Source organism: Pseudomonas sp. LFS074 (assembly GCF_047978165.1).
In the GTDB taxonomy this organism is placed as follows: Bacteria; Pseudomonadota; Gammaproteobacteria; order Pseudomonadales; family Pseudomonadaceae; genus Aquipseudomonas; species Aquipseudomonas putida_P.
This window is the reverse complement of the sequence record NZ_JBFPFV010000001.1, coordinates 1,736,540-1,755,253: the sequence shown is the minus strand read 5'-3', so window position 1 is coordinate 1,755,253 and position 18,714 is coordinate 1,736,540. Positions and strand designations below refer to the sequence as shown.

14 protein-coding genes and 2 pseudogenes are annotated in these 18,714 nt (G+C 64.9%); 9 read left to right on the top strand and 7 right to left on the bottom strand.

The genetic code is table 11. The features are described from left to right. Positions 1-182: 182 nt before the first annotated feature. From ACNQP3_RS08110 to ACNQP3_RS08070, 9 genes are all read left to right on the top strand, one after another. A complete protein-coding gene (locus tag ACNQP3_RS08110; RefSeq protein ID WP_012271235.1) occupies positions 183-1,142 on the top strand; it encodes an AAA family ATPase in 960 nt (319 codons plus the stop codon). Positions 1,143-1,146: 4 nt separating this feature from the next. Then, positions 1,147-2,091: a DUF58 domain-containing protein gene (locus ACNQP3_RS08105; protein WP_012271234.1), complete on the top strand. Its 945-nt coding sequence runs from the start codon at positions 1,147-1,149 to the stop codon at positions 2,089-2,091. Next, entirely contained in the window at positions 2,088-2,582 is a 495-nt protein-coding gene (locus ACNQP3_RS08100) for a DUF4381 domain-containing protein (RefSeq protein WP_060493345.1), read from the top strand. Before ACNQP3_RS08105 ends, ACNQP3_RS08100 begins: the two co-directional genes overlap by 4 nt. After that, positions 2,575-3,651, top strand: a complete 1,077-nt coding sequence (locus ACNQP3_RS08095; protein ID WP_060493346.1) for a vWA domain-containing protein — start codon at positions 2,575-2,577, stop codon at positions 3,649-3,651. The genes ACNQP3_RS08100 and ACNQP3_RS08095 overlap by 8 nt, the downstream gene beginning before the upstream one ends. Beyond that, positions 3,648-5,366, top strand: coding sequence for a vWA domain-containing protein (locus tag ACNQP3_RS08090; RefSeq protein ID WP_060493347.1), 1,719 nt, complete (start codon positions 3,648-3,650; stop codon positions 5,364-5,366). Before ACNQP3_RS08095 ends, ACNQP3_RS08090 begins: the two co-directional genes overlap by 4 nt. After that, positions 5,363-6,997 carry a BatD family protein gene (locus ACNQP3_RS08085; protein ID WP_264316915.1) on the top strand — a complete coding sequence of 545 codons (1,635 nt, stop codon included), beginning with the start codon at positions 5,363-5,365 and terminating at the stop codon, positions 6,995-6,997. The genes ACNQP3_RS08090 and ACNQP3_RS08085 overlap by 4 nt, the downstream gene beginning before the upstream one ends. Positions 6,998-7,122: 125 nt before the next feature. Next, complete coding sequence (locus ACNQP3_RS08080) at positions 7,123-8,361, top strand: exonuclease SbcCD subunit D C-terminal domain-containing protein (RefSeq protein WP_012271228.1); 1,239 nt, start codon at positions 7,123-7,125, stop codon at positions 8,359-8,361. Then, complete coding sequence (locus ACNQP3_RS08075) at positions 8,358-12,002, top strand: SbcC/MukB-like Walker B domain-containing protein (protein ID WP_264316914.1); 3,645 nt, start codon at positions 8,358-8,360, stop codon at positions 12,000-12,002. The genes ACNQP3_RS08080 and ACNQP3_RS08075 overlap by 4 nt, the downstream gene beginning before the upstream one ends. Next, the gene (locus tag ACNQP3_RS08070) at positions 11,999-12,592 is read left to right on the top strand and encodes a glutathione S-transferase (protein WP_264316913.1); all 594 of its coding nucleotides are present in this window, start codon (positions 11,999-12,001) and stop codon (positions 12,590-12,592) included. Before ACNQP3_RS08075 ends, ACNQP3_RS08070 begins: the two co-directional genes overlap by 4 nt. A 132-nt stretch (positions 12,593-12,724) precedes the next feature. Here ACNQP3_RS08070 and ACNQP3_RS08065 read toward each other — a convergent pair whose 3' ends face one another. The 7 genes and pseudogenes from ACNQP3_RS08065 to ACNQP3_RS08035 all read right to left on the bottom strand — a co-directional run bounded on the left by ACNQP3_RS08065 (position 12,725) and on the right by ACNQP3_RS08035 (position 18,621). Next, entirely contained in the window at positions 12,725-12,904 is a 180-nt protein-coding gene (locus tag ACNQP3_RS08065; RefSeq protein WP_012271225.1) for a hypothetical protein, read from the bottom strand. Between the two features lie 122 nt (positions 12,905-13,026). Then, positions 13,027-14,157, bottom strand: a complete 1,131-nt coding sequence (locus tag ACNQP3_RS08060) for a lactonase family protein (protein WP_226343015.1) — start codon at positions 14,155-14,157, stop codon at positions 13,027-13,029. Continuing rightward, positions 14,123-14,413: a DUF5629 family protein gene (locus tag ACNQP3_RS08055; RefSeq protein ID WP_060493366.1), complete on the bottom strand. Its 291-nt coding sequence runs from the start codon at positions 14,411-14,413 to the stop codon at positions 14,123-14,125. Before ACNQP3_RS08055 ends, ACNQP3_RS08060 begins: the two co-directional genes overlap by 35 nt. 63 nt (positions 14,414-14,476) lie before the next feature. Continuing rightward, positions 14,477-15,403 (bottom strand): annotated as a pseudogene (locus ACNQP3_RS08050) (efflux RND transporter permease subunit); the annotation flags it as partial. Continuing rightward, complete coding sequence (locus ACNQP3_RS08045) at positions 15,404-16,123, bottom strand: autoinducer binding domain-containing protein (protein WP_243567400.1); 720 nt, start codon at positions 16,121-16,123, stop codon at positions 15,404-15,406. It abuts the pseudogene before it with no gap. Beyond that, positions 16,121-17,572 (bottom strand): annotated as a pseudogene (locus ACNQP3_RS08040) (efflux RND transporter permease subunit); the annotation flags it as partial. The gene ACNQP3_RS08045 and the pseudogene ACNQP3_RS08040, both read right to left, overlap by 3 nt. 20 nt (positions 17,573-17,592) lie before the next feature. Further along, entirely contained in the window at positions 17,593-18,621 is a 1,029-nt protein-coding gene (locus ACNQP3_RS08035; RefSeq protein ID WP_179027237.1) for a WD40/YVTN/BNR-like repeat-containing protein, read from the bottom strand. Positions 18,622-18,714 lie beyond the last annotated feature (93 nt).

Here is an 18,714-nt window from a genome sequence, read left to right as displayed (position 1 = left end):
CGGCGCGGAACATCAGGCAATGGCCAGCCATACGTAAGACATTTCTGTAGCAGCACACCCCAGCGCGAAGATAAATTTACCCGCCGCCATTAGTCGCCGCCCCCCGGATGGATTAAAGTATCAGCCCTTGCCAGGGCAGCTGCCTTCAGCCGCCTCAGGCCCTCTACCAGGAACCGTCGCCGATGGAACACCGTGAAGCGCTGATCGCGCTGCGCACCTTTCTTTCTTCCCAGATCCTAGGCCAGGAGAAACTGGTCGAGCGGCTGTTGATCGTGCTGCTGGCCGACGGCCACATGCTGGTCGAAGGTGCCCCGGGCCTGGCCAAGACCAAAGCCATCAAAGAACTCGCCGAAGGCATCGAGGCACAGTTCCATCGCATCCAGTTCACCCCCGACCTGCTTCCGGCCGACATCACCGGCACAGAAATCTACCGCCCGGAAACCGGCAGTTTCGTGTTCCAGCAAGGGCCGATCTTCCATAACCTGGTGCTGGCCGACGAAATCAACCGTGCCCCGGCCAAGGTGCAGTCCGCGCTGCTCGAAGCCATGGCCGAGCGCCAGGTCAGCGTGGGCCGCAGCACTTACGACCTGTCGCCACTGTTCCTGGTCATGGCCACGCAGAACCCGATCGAGCAGGAAGGCACCTACCCGCTGCCCGAAGCCCAGCTCGACCGCTTCCTGATGCACGTAAAAATCGGCTTCCCCGACGCAGCGGTAGAACGGCGCATCCTGGCGCAGGCCCGTGGCGAAGCCCTGGGCGGCGAGACCAAGCCCGAGCGCCGGGTCAGCCAACAGGCCATCTTTGCCGCGCGCAAGGAAATCCTTGGCCTGTACATGGCCGATGCGGTGGAGGAATACCTGGTGCAGTTGGTCATGGCCACCCGCACCCCGGCCAAGTTCGACACGGAACTTGCCGACTGGATCGCCTACGGCGCCAGCCCGCGCGGTTCCATTTCGCTGGACCGTTGCGCGCGTGCCCACGCCTGGCTGGCCGGGCGCGACTTCGTCAGCCCCGAAGACATCCAGGCCGTGCTGTTCGACGTGCTGCGCCACCGCATCATCCTCTCGTTCGAGGCCGAGGCGGCAGGGATCGACCAGGACCGCGTGGTCCAGCGCATCCTCGACGTCGTCGCCGTTGCCTGAGCCCATGCCCACTGCGCAGCTGACCGAACCTGGCATCCGCATCGGCCTTGCCGAGCTGATCGACATGCGCCACCGCGTGCGCGAAATCCAGCTGTTTTCCAAGCCCGGCCAGCGCAGCCCGCTGGTGGGCCTGCACCATTCCAAGCTGCGTGGGCGCGGCGTGGACTTCGACCAGGTGCGCGTGTACCAGGCCGGCGATGATGTGCGCAACATCGACTGGCGGGTCACTGCACGTACCCAGGAACCGCACACCAAGCTGTTCCACGAAGAGCGCGAGCGGCCAATCTTCATCCTCGTCGAACAAAGCCAGCGGCTGTTCTTCGGTTCGGGGCTGATGTTCAAATCGGTGCTGGCGGCCCAGGCCGCCGCACTGTTCGGCTGGGCCGCGCTGGGCCACAACGACCGCATCGGCGGCCTGGTGTTCGGCGACAACGAACACCACGAAATCAAACCCCGGCGCAGCAAACAAAGCCTGCTGCAATTGCTCAATCGCCTGGCCAAGGTCAACCAGTCGCTGCACACCGAGGCCACGCCCGGGGCCGACAGCCTCGGCCTGGCCTTGCGCCGTGCCCGCGAAGTGCTGCGCCCCGGCAGCCTGGCCATCGTGATCTGCGACGAACGCTCGCTCAGCGCCCAGGTGGAACAGCACCTGGCCATGCTCTCGCGGCATTGCGACCTGCTGTTGTTGCCGGTGTCCGACCCGCTCGACCATGCCCTGCCCGCCGCCGGCCTGCTGCGCTTCGCCCAGCGCAGCGCCCAGCTGGAGCTGGACACCCTCGACGCCAACCTTCGCCAGGCCTACCGCCAACAGGCCGAAGCACGCATCGAGCGCTGGGAGGTGCTGGCGCAAAAGCTGCGGGTGATACTGATGCCACTGAGCACGCAAAGCGAAATGATCGAGCAACTGCGCGAGTACCTGAACGCCCAGCGCCCACGGAGCGCGTCATGAACCCGCTCGATCAATTGCACCCGCTGATCGCTCCGGCACCGATCAGCCTGTGGCCACCGGCACCGGGCTGGTGGCTGCTACTGGCCGTGTTACCGCTGCTGGGCTGGGGCCTGTGGCGGCTGCGTCGCTGGCGCCCGGGCAAGCGCCGCATCGTGCGCGCCGAGCAACCTCTGGACCCGGTGCGCGTGGAAGCCCTGGCCGAGCTGGCCCGCCTGCCACGCCCGTACGACGGCGCCCCGGCGGGCGCCTGGCTGCAACAGATCAACGCCCTGCTCAAGCGCCTGTGCCGCAACCACTACCCAGGCGCCAATAGCCACACGCTCAACGGCCGCCAGTGGCTGGCATTTCTCGACAACCGTTGCCCGGCCGCCGGCCTGACCCGCTGGATGGTACTGGTCGAAGGCGCCTACAAACCCGAGTGCAAACTCGACGACAAGGCCATTGCCGGGCTCAGCCAAGCCGTCGAAACCTGGATCCGCAAGCATGTTTGAACTGGCCTGGCCGTGGGTCTTCGCCCTGTTGCCGCTGCCTTGGCTGGCGCGCCTGCTGCTGCCGGCCGCCGACAGTGGCGAGCCGGTACTCAAGGTAGGCTTCCTCAGTGAACTGGAAGGCCTGGCCGGGCGCCGTGCGCGGCTTAACCTGCCAACCTGGCGCCAGCAGGCGCCGTTCGTCGTCATCTGGCTGCTGCTGCTGTGCGCTGCTGCTCGCCCGCAATGGCTGGGCGAACCGGTGCCAGTGGCCGCCAGCGGCCGCGACCTGCTGGTAGCGGTGGACGTGTCCGGGTCGATGGACTTCCCCGACATGCAGTGGAAAAACGAAGACATCAGCCGCCTCGACCTGGTCAAAGCGCTGATGGGCGATTTTCTGCAAGACCGTGAAGGCGACCGCGTGGGGCTGATCCTGTTCGGCAGCCAGGCGTACTTGCAGGCGCCGCTCACCTTCGACCGACGCACCGTGCGCACCTTCCTCGACGAAGCGCAAATCGGTATCGCCGGCAAGAACACCGCCATCGGCGACGCCATTGGCCTGGCGGTCAAACGCCTGCGCCAACGCCCGGCTCAAAGCCGAGTGCTGGTACTGATCACCGACGGTGCCAACAACGGCGGGCAGATCCACCCACTGACCGCCGCCCGCCTGGCGGCCCAGGAAGGGGTACGCATCTACACCATCGGTATCGGCGCCAACCCCGAAGCCAGTGGCACCCCCGGCCTGCTCGGTCTCAACCCGAGCCTGGACCTGGACGAAGCCGCCCTCAAGGAAATTGCCGACATCACCCACGGTGCCTACTTCCGCGCCCATGACGGCGCCGAGCTGGACGCCATCGGCGACACCCTCGACCAGCTGGAGCCGGTGGCCCAGCAACCGACCCAAGCCCGCACTGCTCAGGCCCTGTACGCCTGGCCATTGGCCCTGGCGCTGCTGCTCAGCGTGCTACTGGTAGTGGCCGTGCAGTGGCCCGACAACCTGCTGCAACGCCTGCTGCGCAAGCCGCGTTTCCTGCAGCCGCACCCCGAATGGCGCCAGCGTTTGAAGCGCCTGCGCTTGAGGAGGCGGCGATGATCGACCTATGGCCGCAATGGCTGCGTCCGCTCTGGTTGCTGGCGGTGCCCCTGCTCGGCTGGCTGCTGTACAAGCTGTGGCACCGGCGCAAACGCGCCGGGCGCTGGCAGATGATTTTGCCGCCCGCCTTCCATGGCGTATTGCTGGGCGGTGGCAGCGGCAGCACCAGCAAATTGCCGTGGATAGCCCTGGGCCTGGCCTGGGCGCTGGTGATCCTGGCCTTGCTCGGGCCCAGCTGGCAGCGCGTGGAAGAAAGCCGCCAACGGCCGGCCGACCCACTGGTGATCCTGCTCGAACTGACCCCGCAGATGCTCGCCGAAGACAGCCCGCCCAACCGCCTGGAACAGGCCCGGCGCAAAATCCTCGACCTGCTTGAACACCGCCGCGACAGCCAGACGGCGCTGGTGGTGTATGCCGGGTCCGCGCACACCCTGGTGCCGCTGTCCGACGACCTGGCCACCACCCGCAACTTGCTCGAGGCCATCGACCCATCGATCATGCCCAAACCCGGCCAACGCGCCGACCTGGCCGTGCAAAAAGGCCTGGCGCTGCTGGCCCAGAGCGGGCTCGGACAAGGCCGCCTGCTGCTGATCGCCTCGGCCCTCAGCGCGCCAGAGCGCCAGGGCATTGCCCAGGCCCTCGGCCGCCAAGGCCCAAGCCTGCTGATGCTGGGCATCGGCAGTCGAGAAGGCGCCCCCGTGCGCCAGGCCAACGGCGAATACCTCAAGGACGACCAGGGCGGCATCCTCCTGCCACGTCTGGACAGCGCCAGCCTCAAAAGCTTTATCAGCGGCACCGGCGGGCGCTACAGGCATGCCCGTATAGACGACCTCGACCTGCGCGGACTGGGCCTGTTCGACAACCCACGGGTCGGGCGCAATGACGGCCAGACCCTGCAGCTGGACAGCTGGGCCGACCAGGGTTACTGGCTGCTGATCCCATTGCTGCTGCTAGCCGCCTGTGCCGGCCGGCGCGGCTGGCTGTTCTGCCTGCCTCTGCTGCTGGCCTTGCCGCAGCCCAGCCAGGCTTTCGAATTCAACGACCTGTGGCTGCGCCCCGACCAGCAAGGCCAGCGGCTGCTGGAGCAAAATCGCCCGGCCAGCGCTGCGCGCCACTTCCAGGACTCGCAATGGCGCGGCATGGCCTTGTACCAGGCCGGCGACTATGCCGGAGCCGCCGAAGCATTTTCCCAAGGCGACACCGCAGCCGCCCACTACAATCGAGGCAATGCCCTGGCCCACAGCGGCGAACTGGAAGCCGCCCTGGACGCCTACGAGCAAGCCTTGGAGCGTCAGCCCGACCTGCAAGCCGCGCTGGACAACCAGGCACTGGTGCAACAACTGCTGCAGCAGCGTGAAGCCAAGGCCGAGGAACAACCGCCCAGCAGTGATGCCCAAGGCACACCTGGCAGCGAAACCGAAGGCAACAGCAGCTCGGCTGGCAGCCCGGCCCAAGGCACACCCGGCAACGACCAGGAAGCCAACGCCGAACAAGCTGGCGAAAGCAGCAGCAACAACCAAGCCGCACCCGGCAACCAGGCCGGGGGGGACGACAGCGTCATCCAGCCGCCACAGCGCCCGGTGTCCACCAACCTCGATACCGAACAGCGCCAGGCCCTGGAACAATGGCTGCGGGAAATCCCCGACAACCCGGCGGAGCTGCTGCGGCGCAAGTTCTGGTATGAACAGCAATTGCATCAGGAAAACCCACGATGAGTCGCTTCGGCGTCTTTCTCCTCACCCTGCTATGGGCCGTTCTGGCTCAGGCCGAACCGCTGCTGCAAGCCAGCGTCGACCGCACTCGCCTGGAGGCCGGCGAAAGCCTGGAACTGACCCTGGAAAGCCAGGACGTTACCCAGTTCGGCAAGCCCGACCTACGCGCCCTGGAAGGTGACTTCGAAGTGCGCGGCACGCGCCAGCTGAACAGCTTGCATACCCTCGACGGCGAAACCCGCGCCAGTACCCGCTGGATCATCACCCTGCTGCCACGGCGCAGCGGCAGCCTGCGCATTCCCGAGCTGCAACTGGGCCAGTCGCACAGCCAGGCCATCGAACTGCAAGTGCTGCAAGCCGATGCCAGCCGCCCGGACAGCGCCTCACAGGTGTTCATCGAGGCCACCCTCGACAGCAACGACGTCTATGTCCAGGCACAGGCCGTGCTCACCCTGCGCATCTACCACTCGGTAGCCCTGTACGACGACAGCAGCCTGACCCCGCTGCAACTGGAGAACGCCAAGGTCGAGCCACTGGGCGAATCACGCACCTATGAAAAGGAAATCAACGGCGTGCGTCACGGCGTGATCGAAACCCGCTATGCAGTGTACGCCCAGCAAAGCGGCAGCCTCGACATCCCGCCACTGACGTTCACCGCCACGGCCGCCGCCAGCAACGACGAGGCGCCACAGGCCAACGGCACCGCCCGCGCCGGCCGCCAGGTGCAGGTCAGCTCGCTGCCGTTGCGCCTCACTGTTCGGCCTATTCCGGCCGCCTGGCCCGCCGGCGTGCCGTGGCTGCCAGCGCGCAACCTGACCCTGGAAGAGCACTGGAACCCCGACCCCGGCAGCCAGAAGGTGCAAATTGGCGACTCACTGACGCGCAACATCACCTTGCGTGCCGAAGGCTTGTCCAGCACCCAACTGCCGCCGCTGCCGGCCACGGAGATCATCGGCCTGCGCCGCTACCCCGACCAGCCGCTGTTGCGCAACGAAATCAACGAACGCGGCATGACCGCCAACCGCGAAGAGCGCGAAGCCCTGGTGCCCACCCACGCCGGCACGTTGGCCTTACCGGCGCTGGAAGTGGCCTGGTGGAACACCCGCGAAGACCACTTGGAACACAGCAGTTTGCCAGCGCGCACCTTGAACGTGCAGGACAACCCGGCGCTGAGCGCCGACACCCCGGCGGGCGAAAACAGCAACGCCAGTACCCTGCTGTGGCCTTGGCAGCTAGCCACACTGCTGTTCGCCCTGACCACCGTGCTGGGCTTTGCCCTGTGGTGGCGCGCCCGCTCGCGGCCTGCGGTGCTGCGTGCCGCGCAGAACGGGCCAAGCCCGCGTACCCTGCTGGATGACCTCAAGCGCGCGTGCCAGGCCAACGACCCACAGGCCACGCGCCAGGCGCTGGATGCCTGGGCCCGGCAACAGCCGGAAACCCTGGCCGAGATGGCGGCGCGCTTCGTGCCGTTGTCGGATGCGCTGGATGGGTTGAACGGGGCGTTGTACAGCGAGAGTGGCCAATATTGGCAGGGGGAGGATTTGTGGCGGGCGATCGGGACGATTCCGCCGGCCGAGCAGGTGCTGTTGCCGGCGGGTGAGACCGGCACCTTGCCGCCGCTTTATCCCAAGTAACGCGCTGCCTGCACGATCCCTGTAGGCGCGGCCTTGTGTCGCGATTGGGCCGCACAGCGGCCCCACGCTTGGGTTACCATACCGCCCTTCCCCCGCTTGCCCGATTCGACACCAACAGGTCATCCATGCGTCTGTTTCATACCTCCGACTGGCACCTGGGCCAAAGCCTGCACGGCCAGGAACGCGACTTCGAACACGCCTGCTTCCTCGACTGGCTGCTCGGCCAGCTGCACCTGCGTCAACCCGATGCGCTGCTGATCGCCGGCGATATCTTCGACACGGTCAACCCGCCGGTCAAAGCCCAGGAACGCCTCTACGACTTCATCGTCCAGGCCCACGAGCAACAGCCCAAGCTGGACATCGTGATGATCGCCGGCAACCACGACTCGGGCTCGCGCATCGAACTGCCCGCCGCGCTCATGCGGCGCCTGCGCACCCATGCCCTGGGCCGTGTGCACTGGCTGGACGAAGGCCAGCTGGATGCCGAGCGGCTGCTGATTCCGCTGACCAACGGCCGTGGCAAGGTCGCTGCCTGGTGCCTGGCCCTGCCTTTCCTGCGCCCGGCTGAAGTGACCGGCCCGCACCTGGGTGACGACTACCTGCAAGGCATCACCCAGGTGCACCAGCAACTGATCGCCGCCGCGCAAAAAAAGCGCAAGAAAGACCAGGCGCTGATCGCCATCAGCCATGCACACATGGCCGGTGGATCCGTGTCGGAAGACTCCGAGCGCAGCCTGATCATCGGCAATGCCGAGGCGCTGCCGGCCAAGCTGTTCGACAAGGCCATCAGCTACGTTGCCCTGGGCCACCTGCACAAACCGCAGAAGGTCAACCGCGAAGAGCGTATTCGCTACAGCGGCTCGCCGATTCCGCTGTCGTTCGCCGAAATCAACTACCCACACCAGGTGCTGGAAGTGGAGCTGGACGGCGCTGGCCTGGTCAGCGTCGAACCGCGCCCGGTACCGCGCGCGGTAGCCCTGCAACGGGTGGGCCCGGCACCGTTGGGCGAGCTGCTGCAGCAACTGGCCGACCTGCCGGTGATCGACCTGCTCGAAGACCCCAACCGCCAACCCTGGCTGGAAGTGCGGGTTGTTCTGGACGAGCCGCAACCCGACCTGCGCCAGCAAATCGAAACCGCGCTGGAGGGTAAGGCGGTACGGCTGATCCGCATCAGCGCCGAATACGCTGGCCGCACCAACGCCGAAGATGACGACTTGGCCTTTGTCGAACTGGCCCAGATGACCCCGCAAGATCTGTTCAGCCGTGCCTGGGAGCAAGCCTACGGCAACCCCGCCGACGAGCAGGCGCTGGCCGACTTCGCCCTGCTGTTGCAGGACGTGCAGCAGGAAGAGGAACAGCCATGAAGATTCTCGCCATCCGCCTGAAGAACCTGGCATCGCTGGCCGGCCCGGTCGAAATTGACTTCACCGCAGAACCCTTGGCCAGCGCGGGCCTGTTCGCCATCACCGGGCCGACCGGTGCCGGCAAGAGCACCCTGCTCGACGCCTTGTGCCTGGCGTTGTTTGGCACCGTGCCACGGCTCAATGACATCGGCCGAGAGGCCAAGGTGCCGGATGCCGACGGCGAAATCCCCACGTCAGACCCCCGCAACCTGCTGCGCCGTGGCACCGGCAGCGGTTTTGCCGAGGTCGATTTCGTCGGCATCGATGGCCGCCGCTACCGTGCCCGCTGGGAAGCCAACCGCGCCCGCGACAAAGCCAACGGCAAACTGCAACTTAGCCGCCAGAGCCTCTACGATCTCGACAGCGAGCAAGTACTGGCCAGCGCCAAGAACGAGTTCAAGCCACTGGTCGAGGCCAGTCTGGGCCTGAACTTCGAGCAGTTCACCCGTGCAGTGATGCTGGCCCAGAGCGAGTTCGGCGCGTTCCTCAAGGCCGACGACAAAGAGCGCAGCGAACTGCTGGAAAAGCTCACCAACACCGCCATCTACACCCGCCTGGGCCAGCGCGCCTTCAGCAAGGCGCGTGAAGCCGGCGAGGCGCACAAAGCCCTGAATGACCGCGCCAGCCACTTGTTGCCGATGGCCGTCGAAGCCCGTACCGAGCTCGACCAACGCCTGGAGCAGGCGCAGCAACAGTTCAAGGCCGACCAAACCGGCGAGCGCCAACTTGAGCAGCAACGCAGCTGGCTGAATGAGCAACGCCAGCTGCAAGCCCAGCACGTCGAAGCCGGCACCGCACTGCAGGCCGCTGAACAGGGCTGGCAGTTGCTGGCCGAACCCCGCCTGGACTTGGTACGCCTGGAGCGCCTGGCGCCACAACGTCACCAATTTCATCGCCAACAGGCACTCAGCGCACAACTGGCGCCAGTGGCCGCGAAAATTGCCGAGCAGCAACAGCAGCAAGACGCACTGCAGGTGCGTACCCACGAGCTGGAGCAGGCGCTGAACGCTGCCCGCCAAGCGCTGGCCGATCGCCAGGCCCAGCATGGCGAAAACACCCCACGCCTGCGCCAGGCCTTTGCCGCCCAGGACAACCTGGCCCGCCTGGACCAGGAGCTGGCCACCCAGCGCAGCAGCAACCAACAGGCTGAACAGCAAGTCGCTGACGGCCAGCAGCAGCTGCAGCAGTTGGAAGACAATCAGCAGCGCAGCCTGCAGCAACTGGCACAGATCGACACCGCGCTTGCCGACAGTCAGCACCTGGCGGGCCTGACCGATGCCTGGCACGCCTACTTGCCGCAACTTAAACAGGTGATGCTGATAGGCGGCCGCCTGAGCAAAGGCCGCGACGAGCTGCCCGGCCTGCAGGCCCTGGCCAGCCAGGCCAATGCACACTTGCAGGCCGAGCGTGACGCCTACGACCTGCTGTTCCGCGAGGCCAAGGCCGAACCACAGGCCCTTGCCGAGCAGATCGACCTGCTGGGCGGCATGCTGCAGGACAACCGCAAGCAGCAGCGCGCCGTCGAGGAACTGTCGCGCCTGCACGCCCGTGAACGGGAGCTGCGCCAGCAGTTGGACGCCGCGCGCGAACGGCAGCAGCAGGCCATGCAGCAGCGCCAGCAGCTGATTACCGAGGGCACCGCCGCCAAGGCCGAGCTGGAGGCCGCCGAACAGGCGCTCACCCTCACCCGCCAGTTGCTGGAGCGCCAGCGCCTGGCACGCAACACCAGCGTCGAAGAACTGCGTGGCCAATTGCGCGACGGCGAACCCTGCCCGGTATGCGGCAGCGCCGAACACCCGTTCCATCAGCCCGAAGCGCTGCTGCAGAGCCTGGGCCGCCATGACCAGGCCGAAGAAGACGCCGCCCAGAAACAGGTCGAAAGCCTCAACAGCAAACTGGTGGAGCTTCGTACCCAGCTGGGTGTGGTCAATGCTCAACTCAAGGACTACCAGCAGCAACAGCAACACCTGAGCGAACAGCTGCAGCCAATAGTGGCCCAGGTACAGGCGCACAGCCTGTGGCCTGCCCTCGCCCCGCAGGACGACATCGCCCGTAGCACCTGGCTCGACAGCCAACTGCGGCGCCTGGACGAACACATCGGCCAGGACGAGAAGCGCCAAAAAGTCCTGCTAGCCCTACAAAAAGACGCCGCCCGCCTCAACCAGCAACTGCAGGCCGCCCACGACGCCCAGCAGCAGGCCCAGCGCCACCTGGAGCAACAGCACCAGGCCCTGGCCAACGATGAGCAGCAGTTGCAGCAAGGCCTGAGCGACCTGGCCGGGGTTCTGCCCGAGGAAGCCCTCAAGGCCCTGAACGAAGACCCGGCCAATGCCTTCCTGGCCCTTGACCAGCAAATTGCCCTGCGCCGGCAACACCTGGAACAGCGCAAGGACGAACAGGAAGAACAGCAAGCCCGCCAAACCCAGCTGGACAAACTGCGCGACCAACAACAGGCGCGCGTGCAAGGCCAGCAGCAGTTGCAACAAAAGCTGGCTACCCTCGACGAGCAACGCCAGCAAGCCCAGGCCTCGCTCGGCGAGCTGCTCGGCGAACATGCCAGCGCCGAAGCCTGGCAACAGCACATGGACACCGTGCTGGAGCAAGCCCGTGCCCTTGACGCCGACACCGCCCAGCACCTGCAGGAACTGCGCACCCAGGGCGTACAACTGGCCAGCGAGCTCAAGGCCAATGCCCAGCAGCAACAGGCGCTGACCAGCGAATGCCAGCAGTTGCAGGGCCAGATCGCCCAATGGCGCAGCGAGCACCCGGAACTGGATGACGCCGGGCTGGACCGCCTGCTGGGCATGGATGATGCCCAGGTGAATGAACTGCGCCAGCGCCTGCAAAACGCTGAAAAGGCCATCGAACAAGGCCGGGTGCTGCTGCAAGAACGTGAGCAGCGCCTGCAGCAGCACGCCGCGCAAATGACCGTGGACACCTCGGTCGAAGCCCTGGAGCAAGCCCTGACCGAGCTACGCGAGCGCCTGACCCTGCACGAGCAACAGTGCGCAGAATTGCGCGCGCTGCAGGCCGACGACCAGCGCCGGCAGCAGGCCCACCAAGCACTGGCGGCAGAAATCGATGAGGCTCGCCAGCAATGGCAACGCTGGGGTCGCCTGAATGACCTGATCGGTTCGGCTTCGGGCGACGTGTTCCGCAAGATTGCCCAAGGCTACAACCTCGACCTGCTGCTGCACCACGCCAACGCCCAGCTACGCCAGCTGGCCCGCCGCTACCGCCTCAAGCGCGGCGGCAGTGCCCTGGGCCTGCTGGTACTGGATACCGAGATGGGCGACGAACTGCGTTCGGTGCACTCGTTGTCGGGCGGGGAAACCTTCCTGGTATCGCTGGCCCTGGCCCTGGGCCTGGCGTCAATGGCCTCCAGCACCCTGCGCATCGAATCGCTGTTCATCGACGAAGGCTTCGGCAGCCTCGACCCCGAGTCGTTGCAACTTGCCATGGACGCCCTCGACGGCTTGCAGGCCCAAGGCCGCAAGGTGGCGGTGATTTCCCACGTGCAGGAAATGCACGAGCGCATCCCGGTGCAGATCCAGGTGCGGCGCCAGGGTAATGGCCTGAGTGACGTGGAGGTGTGTGGGTGATCCTCTACTCGTTCCGCCGCTGCCCCTGGGCCATGCGCGCGCGCCTGGCCCTGCGCTACGCCGGCTGCGCGGTGGAAGTACGCGAGGTGGCGATGAAGAACAAGCCGGCAGAATTGCTGGCCTTGTCGCCCAAAGGCACGGTGCCGGTGCTGGATACCGGTGCCGGAGTGCTGGAAGAGAGCCTGGACATCATGCGCTGGGCGCTGGCGCAAAATGACCCGCAGGATTGGCAACTGCAGGCAGACCCTGCGGCGGCGCAGCACGCTGAAGCCCTGATTGCGCGCAACGACACTACGTTCAAGGCGCAGGTGAACCTGTACAAGTATGCCGAGCGTTACCCGGCGTATCCCCGCGAGCATTACCGCCAACAGGCCGAAGCCTGGTTGGCGGAGCTGGAAGGCCTGCTCGAAGGCCGGCCTTACCTGCTGGCCGATCATCCGAGCCTTGCCGATGCCGCGTTGCTACCCCTGATGCGCCAGTTTGCCGGGGTCGAACCGCAGTGGTTCGCCGAGGCGGCTTATCCGCAAGTGCGGAGCTGGCTGGAGGGGTGGCTGGCTTCGGAGCTTTTTAAGTGGGTAATGGCCAAGTAATCAGCTTTCGACTTTACGCGAAGCCCTGTGGGAGCGGATTTACCCGCGAAGCAGGTCGCGCGGTGCATGGCAAGGGCTTCGCCCTTGTTCGCGGGTAAACCCGCTCCCACAGGGTACGCGTGAGGCTTGGCATCAGTGGTTGTGCTTGCCACTGAGGGCCGCATGGAAATTGGCACTCTGGCGCAGGTACTGCTCGGTGTAACTGTGGGTAGCAGAAGCCTTGCCGCTGCTGTCGGCATGGGCGTGCGCTGGCAGTACGACCGATGCGGAAATGGCGGATGCGGCAATGACCGGGAAGAGATTGAAGTTCATCTGGGCTGACCTCGACGGCGGTGGTTTGACAGTGGCCCGTTTGGGCCTTGGGTCAAACTTACGCCGCCGACGCCGAACGCAAAAATTCATTGCAGCAGTATCGATTATCACGCCGATCGATATCACTCGATGAACTTCAGGTCCGAAGGTGCTTCCTGCTTCAGTGTCTGCACCGTCTCCAGCAGCTTGCCACTGCGCGGATCGCGGCGCATCACCACGATCTGGTTGCTCTTCTGGTTGGCCACCAGCAGGAAGTTGTCACTGGGGTCCAGGGCAAACTCACGGGGATGATCACCTTCCACCGAGCGACGTTGCAGAAACGCCAACTGGCCATCGTCCTTGCCCACACTGAACACAACGATTTCGTTGGCCGTTCCGCGATTGCTCACGTACAGGAAGCGCCCATCTGCCGACAGGTGCAAGCCTCCCGCCGCCTTGGCCGCAGGGTCCTGCTGTTCGGCCAGCGGCAAGCGCTGGCGCTCGAGCAAGGCATCGTCCTTGACATCGAACATCACCACTTCGCCACTCATTTCCAGCGTCAGGTAGGCATGCCGGCCCTTGGCGTCAAACAGCAGGTGACGCGGCCCGCTACCTGGCGGCAAGTCCACCGAGGCCGGGATTGCCGGGCTCAACGGCTTGTCCACACTGGCACCGTCGTAGCGGTAGATGAACACCTTGTCTGCACCCAGGTCGCAGGCATACACATGCTGGCCATCGGGCGACAGCACCAGTGAATGCACGTGGGCACCGGCCTGACGCTCGGGGTTGACCCCACTTGCCTTGTGCCGGGCCTGTTGCACCACGGCCTTGAGCTTGCCGTCCTTGGCCACCGGGATCACCACCAGGCTGCCGCCGGGGTCGGGCTTGACCGCGTAGTTGGCCACAAACAGGTAACGCTGGTCACGGCTGAGGCTGGCGTGAGTCGGTTCGTCACCTTGGGTGGCCACCTGGTTGAGCGGCTTGATCTCACCCTTGGCACTGACGCTGAAACTACTGGCATGCCCACCCTGGGTTTCATTGACCGCGAACAGCAGGCGCTGGTCGGCCGACAGCACCAGCCATGAAGGGCTGACGCTCTTCACCACTTGTTGCGGTGTGGGGTCGATGTGGCCGGCCTTTTCATCGAACTGGTAGCGGTAGATACCCTGGCTGGCGCCATCGGTGTAGCTGCCCACCAGCAAGGTGGCGGCGTGGGCATTGATTGTCAGGCTCATCAGGCTAGCGGTCAGCAGGCTCGTCCAGGTCCGGTTCATCTTGGTCTTCATCCGGGGCGCGAAAGGCACTCATACAGACTAGCCGATGCGCGCCGTTGGCATCGTTGAGTTGCCACTCATCGCCGGTGGCAACGGCGCCGGCGACTTGCTCGGGGGTGAATGACCAGCGGCGCAGTTGGCGGCCGTCCATGCATTCGATGGTAAGGCCGGACTCATCGGCGGTGAAGTCGAAGGCGTGCAGGCCGTCGATGAGGAGCATGTCGCAGGACTGCAGGGCGTTGGCGAGGGGGGACATGGGGGTACCTGTGGAAGAAGTGGCGGCATTATAACCTGGGGCCGCAAAGCGGCCCCCTGCCATTTAATGGGCGAAAATCGACCCACCCTCCTTGCCCACCATTTTTTCAGGCTTGATGAGGAACCGCGCCAGGGCCGGCAGCAGCCAAAGCGCGCCAAACATGTTCCACAGCAGCATGAAGGTCAGCATCAAGCCCATGTCCGCCTGGAATTTGATCGCCGAGAAAATCCAGGTGCACACGCCGATGGCCAGGCACAAACCGGTGAACAACACCGCTTTACCGGTCGAACGCAGGGTCTGGTAGTACGCTTCCTGCAACGGCAAGCCGGCGCGCAGGAAGCTTTCCAGGCGGCTGTAGATGTAGATACCGTAGTCCACGCCAATTCCCACACCCAGCGCCACCACCGGCAAGGTCGCCACCTTCACCCCGATGCCCATGTAGGCCATCAGTGCGTTGCCCAACACCGACGTCAGCACCAGCGGCAGCACGATGCACAGCGTGGCAGCGAACGAGCGGAAGGTGATCAGACACATCACTGCCACGCAGATGTACACCAGGATCAGGATGGTCAACTCGGCTGACTTGATCACTTCGTTGGTCGCAGCCTCGATCCCGGCGTTGCCCGCTGCCAGCAAGAATTGCAGGCCCTCCTTGTTGTGGCTGTCGGCAAACGCCTTGGCCACGGCGGTAACCCGCTCCAGGGTTTCAGCCTTGTGGTCGTTGAGGAACACCAGCACGGGTGCCAGTGAGCAGTCGCCGTTGTACAGGCCGTCGGCACGAGCAATGGAGTTGTTGAGGATGTCCGGGTTACGCGACAGGGTTTCCCATTTCAGGCTGCCCTCGTTCATGCCCTTGATCACCTGCTTGGACACGGTCACCAGGGAAATAGCCGACTGCACGCCCGGCGTGTTCTGCATGGTCCACATCAGCTCGTCGATCGGTGCCATGGTCGAGTGGACAGAGCACTTCTCCGACGGGGTCTTGACCATTCAGAACATATCGATGAGCCCCGCCGAGACCGCCTTGACGACCGCCTGCACCTTGTTGGTCGCGCCAAGCTTCACGAGGACGTTGTTGACGTGAAAAGTCACCGTCCGCTCCGCGATGCCGAGGATCTGACCGATCTCGCATGCCGTCTTGCCTTCGGCGGTCCAGCACAGCACTTCGCGTTCCCGCGCCGTCAGCACGACGCTTGCCGCTGGCGCGAGCTTCGGCACCATGAAGCCGCTCATCAGCGAATGTGACAGGTTCGCGAGCCAGTGGGTCTGCAGCGTGAGCATGTCGATTTCGGCAGGCGTGAGGCGATCCGCATGGCGCGCGATGCTCAGCAGGCCGAACGCGCCGCGCGCGGCCCAGCTCGACTGCGCGATGCCGACCGACAACCCGGCCTCGCGCGCATCTTCCCACAACGGGCATGGCGCGACCTCGTCGACGTCCGGCCAGACGATCATGTTGGTGGTGAGCGCACCGTCGCGGACCGTCGAATCGATCTTGATGTAGTCCTGCGCCTGATAGTGCGCCATCCAGCCGTCCGGATAGGTGTCGAAGATCGCGACGGCCGATTTCGACACGGGCAGCGGCACCCGGATTCCGTAACAGCAGTATTCGAAGCCCAGGCGCTTCGAATACGCGGCGATCCGCTGGAAGAGCTGCTGCTCGTTCTCCGCGGCGCTGAATTGATGGTAGGCGTCCTGCCAGCGCAGCTCCATGATCACCAGCACGTCGGAGCTGGTCGAGTAGTTGCTGATGATGAAGTTGTTGTCCTGGTTGTAGCGTGAGTCAGGGCGCAACTCCGGCGCGCCCTGGTCGAGGTCGCCGATCTTCAGGTTCTGGCTGTACCACAGGCCACCGGCGAAGGCGACCAGTGCCAACAGCACCGAAACCGGCGCCACCTTGGCACTGGCAAAGTTCGACAACAGCCGCCAGAACGGGTGCTCGCGCGTCGCGTCCTTCTTGCTGCGCTCGATGGCCTTCTTGCTGATGCCAACGTAGGAAATGGCCACCGGCAACAGGATCAGGTTGGTGAACACGATCACCGCCACGCCAATGGAGGCGCCGATGGCCAGCTCGCGAATCACCCCGATGTCGATGATCAGCAAGGTGATGAAGCCCACCGCGTCGGCAAGGATAGCGATCATCCCCGGCAGGAACAGCTGGCGGAAGGTACGCCGTGCCGCGGTCAGGGCGTTGTCGGCGTCACTCGACTGCAAGGCAATACCGTTGATCTTCTGCACCCCATGGGAAATACCAATGGCGAAGATCAGGAACGGCACCAGCATCGAGTACGGGTCCAGGCCAAAGCCCACCGCATGCATCAGCCCCAACTGCCAGACCACCGCCACCAGGGTGGTGATGAGCACGGCGATGGTGCTGCGGATACACCAGGTGAACCAGTACAGCAGTACCCAGGTGATGGCCAGCGCGACGCCGAAGAACATCGCCACCATCACCAGGCCATCGATCAGGTCACCGACCTTCTTGGCGAAGCCGACGATGTGAATTTTCACATTGGGGTTTTGTGCCTGGAACTTGTCGCGGACCTTCTCTTCAAGCAGGTGCGAGAACTGTTGGTAGTCCAGTTTCACCTGTTTGCCTGGGTCTTGCGGGTCGGGATAGCTTTCCAGCAGCGGTACATCGACGATGCTGGACTTGAAGTTGTTGCCCACCAGGCGCCCCACCTGGCCGGACTTGAGCACGTTGTCACGCAGGGTGTCGAGGCTGTCCTGCGAGCCGTTGTAGGTGTTGGGGATTACCTCGCCACCGGAGAAGCCCTCTTCGGTGACCTCGCTCCAGCGCACACTGGGGCTCCACAGCGACTTCAGCCCGGCACGGTCGACACCGGGGATGTAGAACACTTCGTCATGGACCTGGCGCAGGGTCTCCATGTAGTCCTTGTCGAAGATATCGCCGTTCACCGCCTCCACCGAGATGCGCACGGTGTTGCCCAGGTTGGCCAGGTCGTTGCGGTGCTCCATCATCTGCTCGATGAACGGGTGCTGCAGCGGGATCATCTTCTCGAAGCTGGTGGACGGGCGAATCTGCGTGGCCTGCCAGAACAGGAAAATGCTGACCAGCACGCACAGGGCGATGACCACGGGGCGATTGTTGAAGATCAGGCGTTCAAGCAGCGTGGCCTTGTCCTGGTGATGCGGGTGCATGGTAATGCTCTCCCTGCTGGTCATCGGCTCACCCCCTCGGCGCCCTGGGCATCAGCCAGGTGTACGCCACCCTGCCCCACCAACAGCAGGCCGCCGTTGGCCAAGCCACTGACGCCGGCCAGGGCGATGCGGTCGGCACGGTTGTACACGCTGAAGGTTTGCCCATCATCGGTGCTGCGCAACACACTGCCGCCATTGCCGACCAGCACCAGGCTGCCATCATCGACAAGCGTAGCGCCTGCCAGGCCGAATTCGAGGTTACCGCGTGCGGCCTTGAGTTCGATCGGCTGCCAGCTGTCACCGAAGTCGCTGGAGCGGAACAGGTTGCCGCGCAGGCCGTAGGCCAGCAGTGTTTGCGGTTTGGCGGTACCGATCACGCCGAACAGCGAGCCCTCGTAGGGGCCCTGTACCTTGGCCCACGTCTGGCCGTTGTCGGCGGAGCGGAACATGCCGCCCTGCTCGCCGACGATGAACAGGCCGGCTTCGCGCACCCGAGCGATGCCGTTCAGGTGCAACTGGTCGGGGTTGTCCAGCCGCTCGGCCACGTCTTGCCAGTGCTGGCCACCGTCGGTGGTTTCCAGCAAGGCGCCGTAGGCCCCCACGGCAAAGCCGTGCTGGGCGTCGAGGAAGGTGACATCGAGCAAGGGGGCTTCACGGGCGAGGTCTTCGTATTGCTTGCTCCAGGTCGCGCCGCCGTCGCTGCTGGCGAGGATCTGCGCGTCATGGCCGACTGCCCAACCACGCTTGTCGTCGAGGAAGTACACCGCCGTGAGCAGTTGCCGGGTCGGTACACGGGCTTGGGTCCAGGTGCTGCCCTGGTCATCGGAGAACAGGATATGGCCACGATCACCCACCACCACCAGGCGCTTGCCAGCATGGGTGGCGCCGATCAACAGGCTTTGGCTGGCCTTGGCCGATTCGGTGGAATATTCGTCGGCCCCGGCGGCCTGGGCACTGTCGGCCCACACCCCCAATGCCAGTGCCAGCACTGCGCTGGCCGCCCATGGCCAGGCACCACGCCTGGCTGGCGCCTGTAGCTGTTCCCTCATGACTGCCCCCTGTTGTGTTCTTGTTGGTGGGTCAATGCATTGCAGGTACTGCGAAAAGCCTGATCTAGAGGCCTGCAATAGCTTGAGGGGATC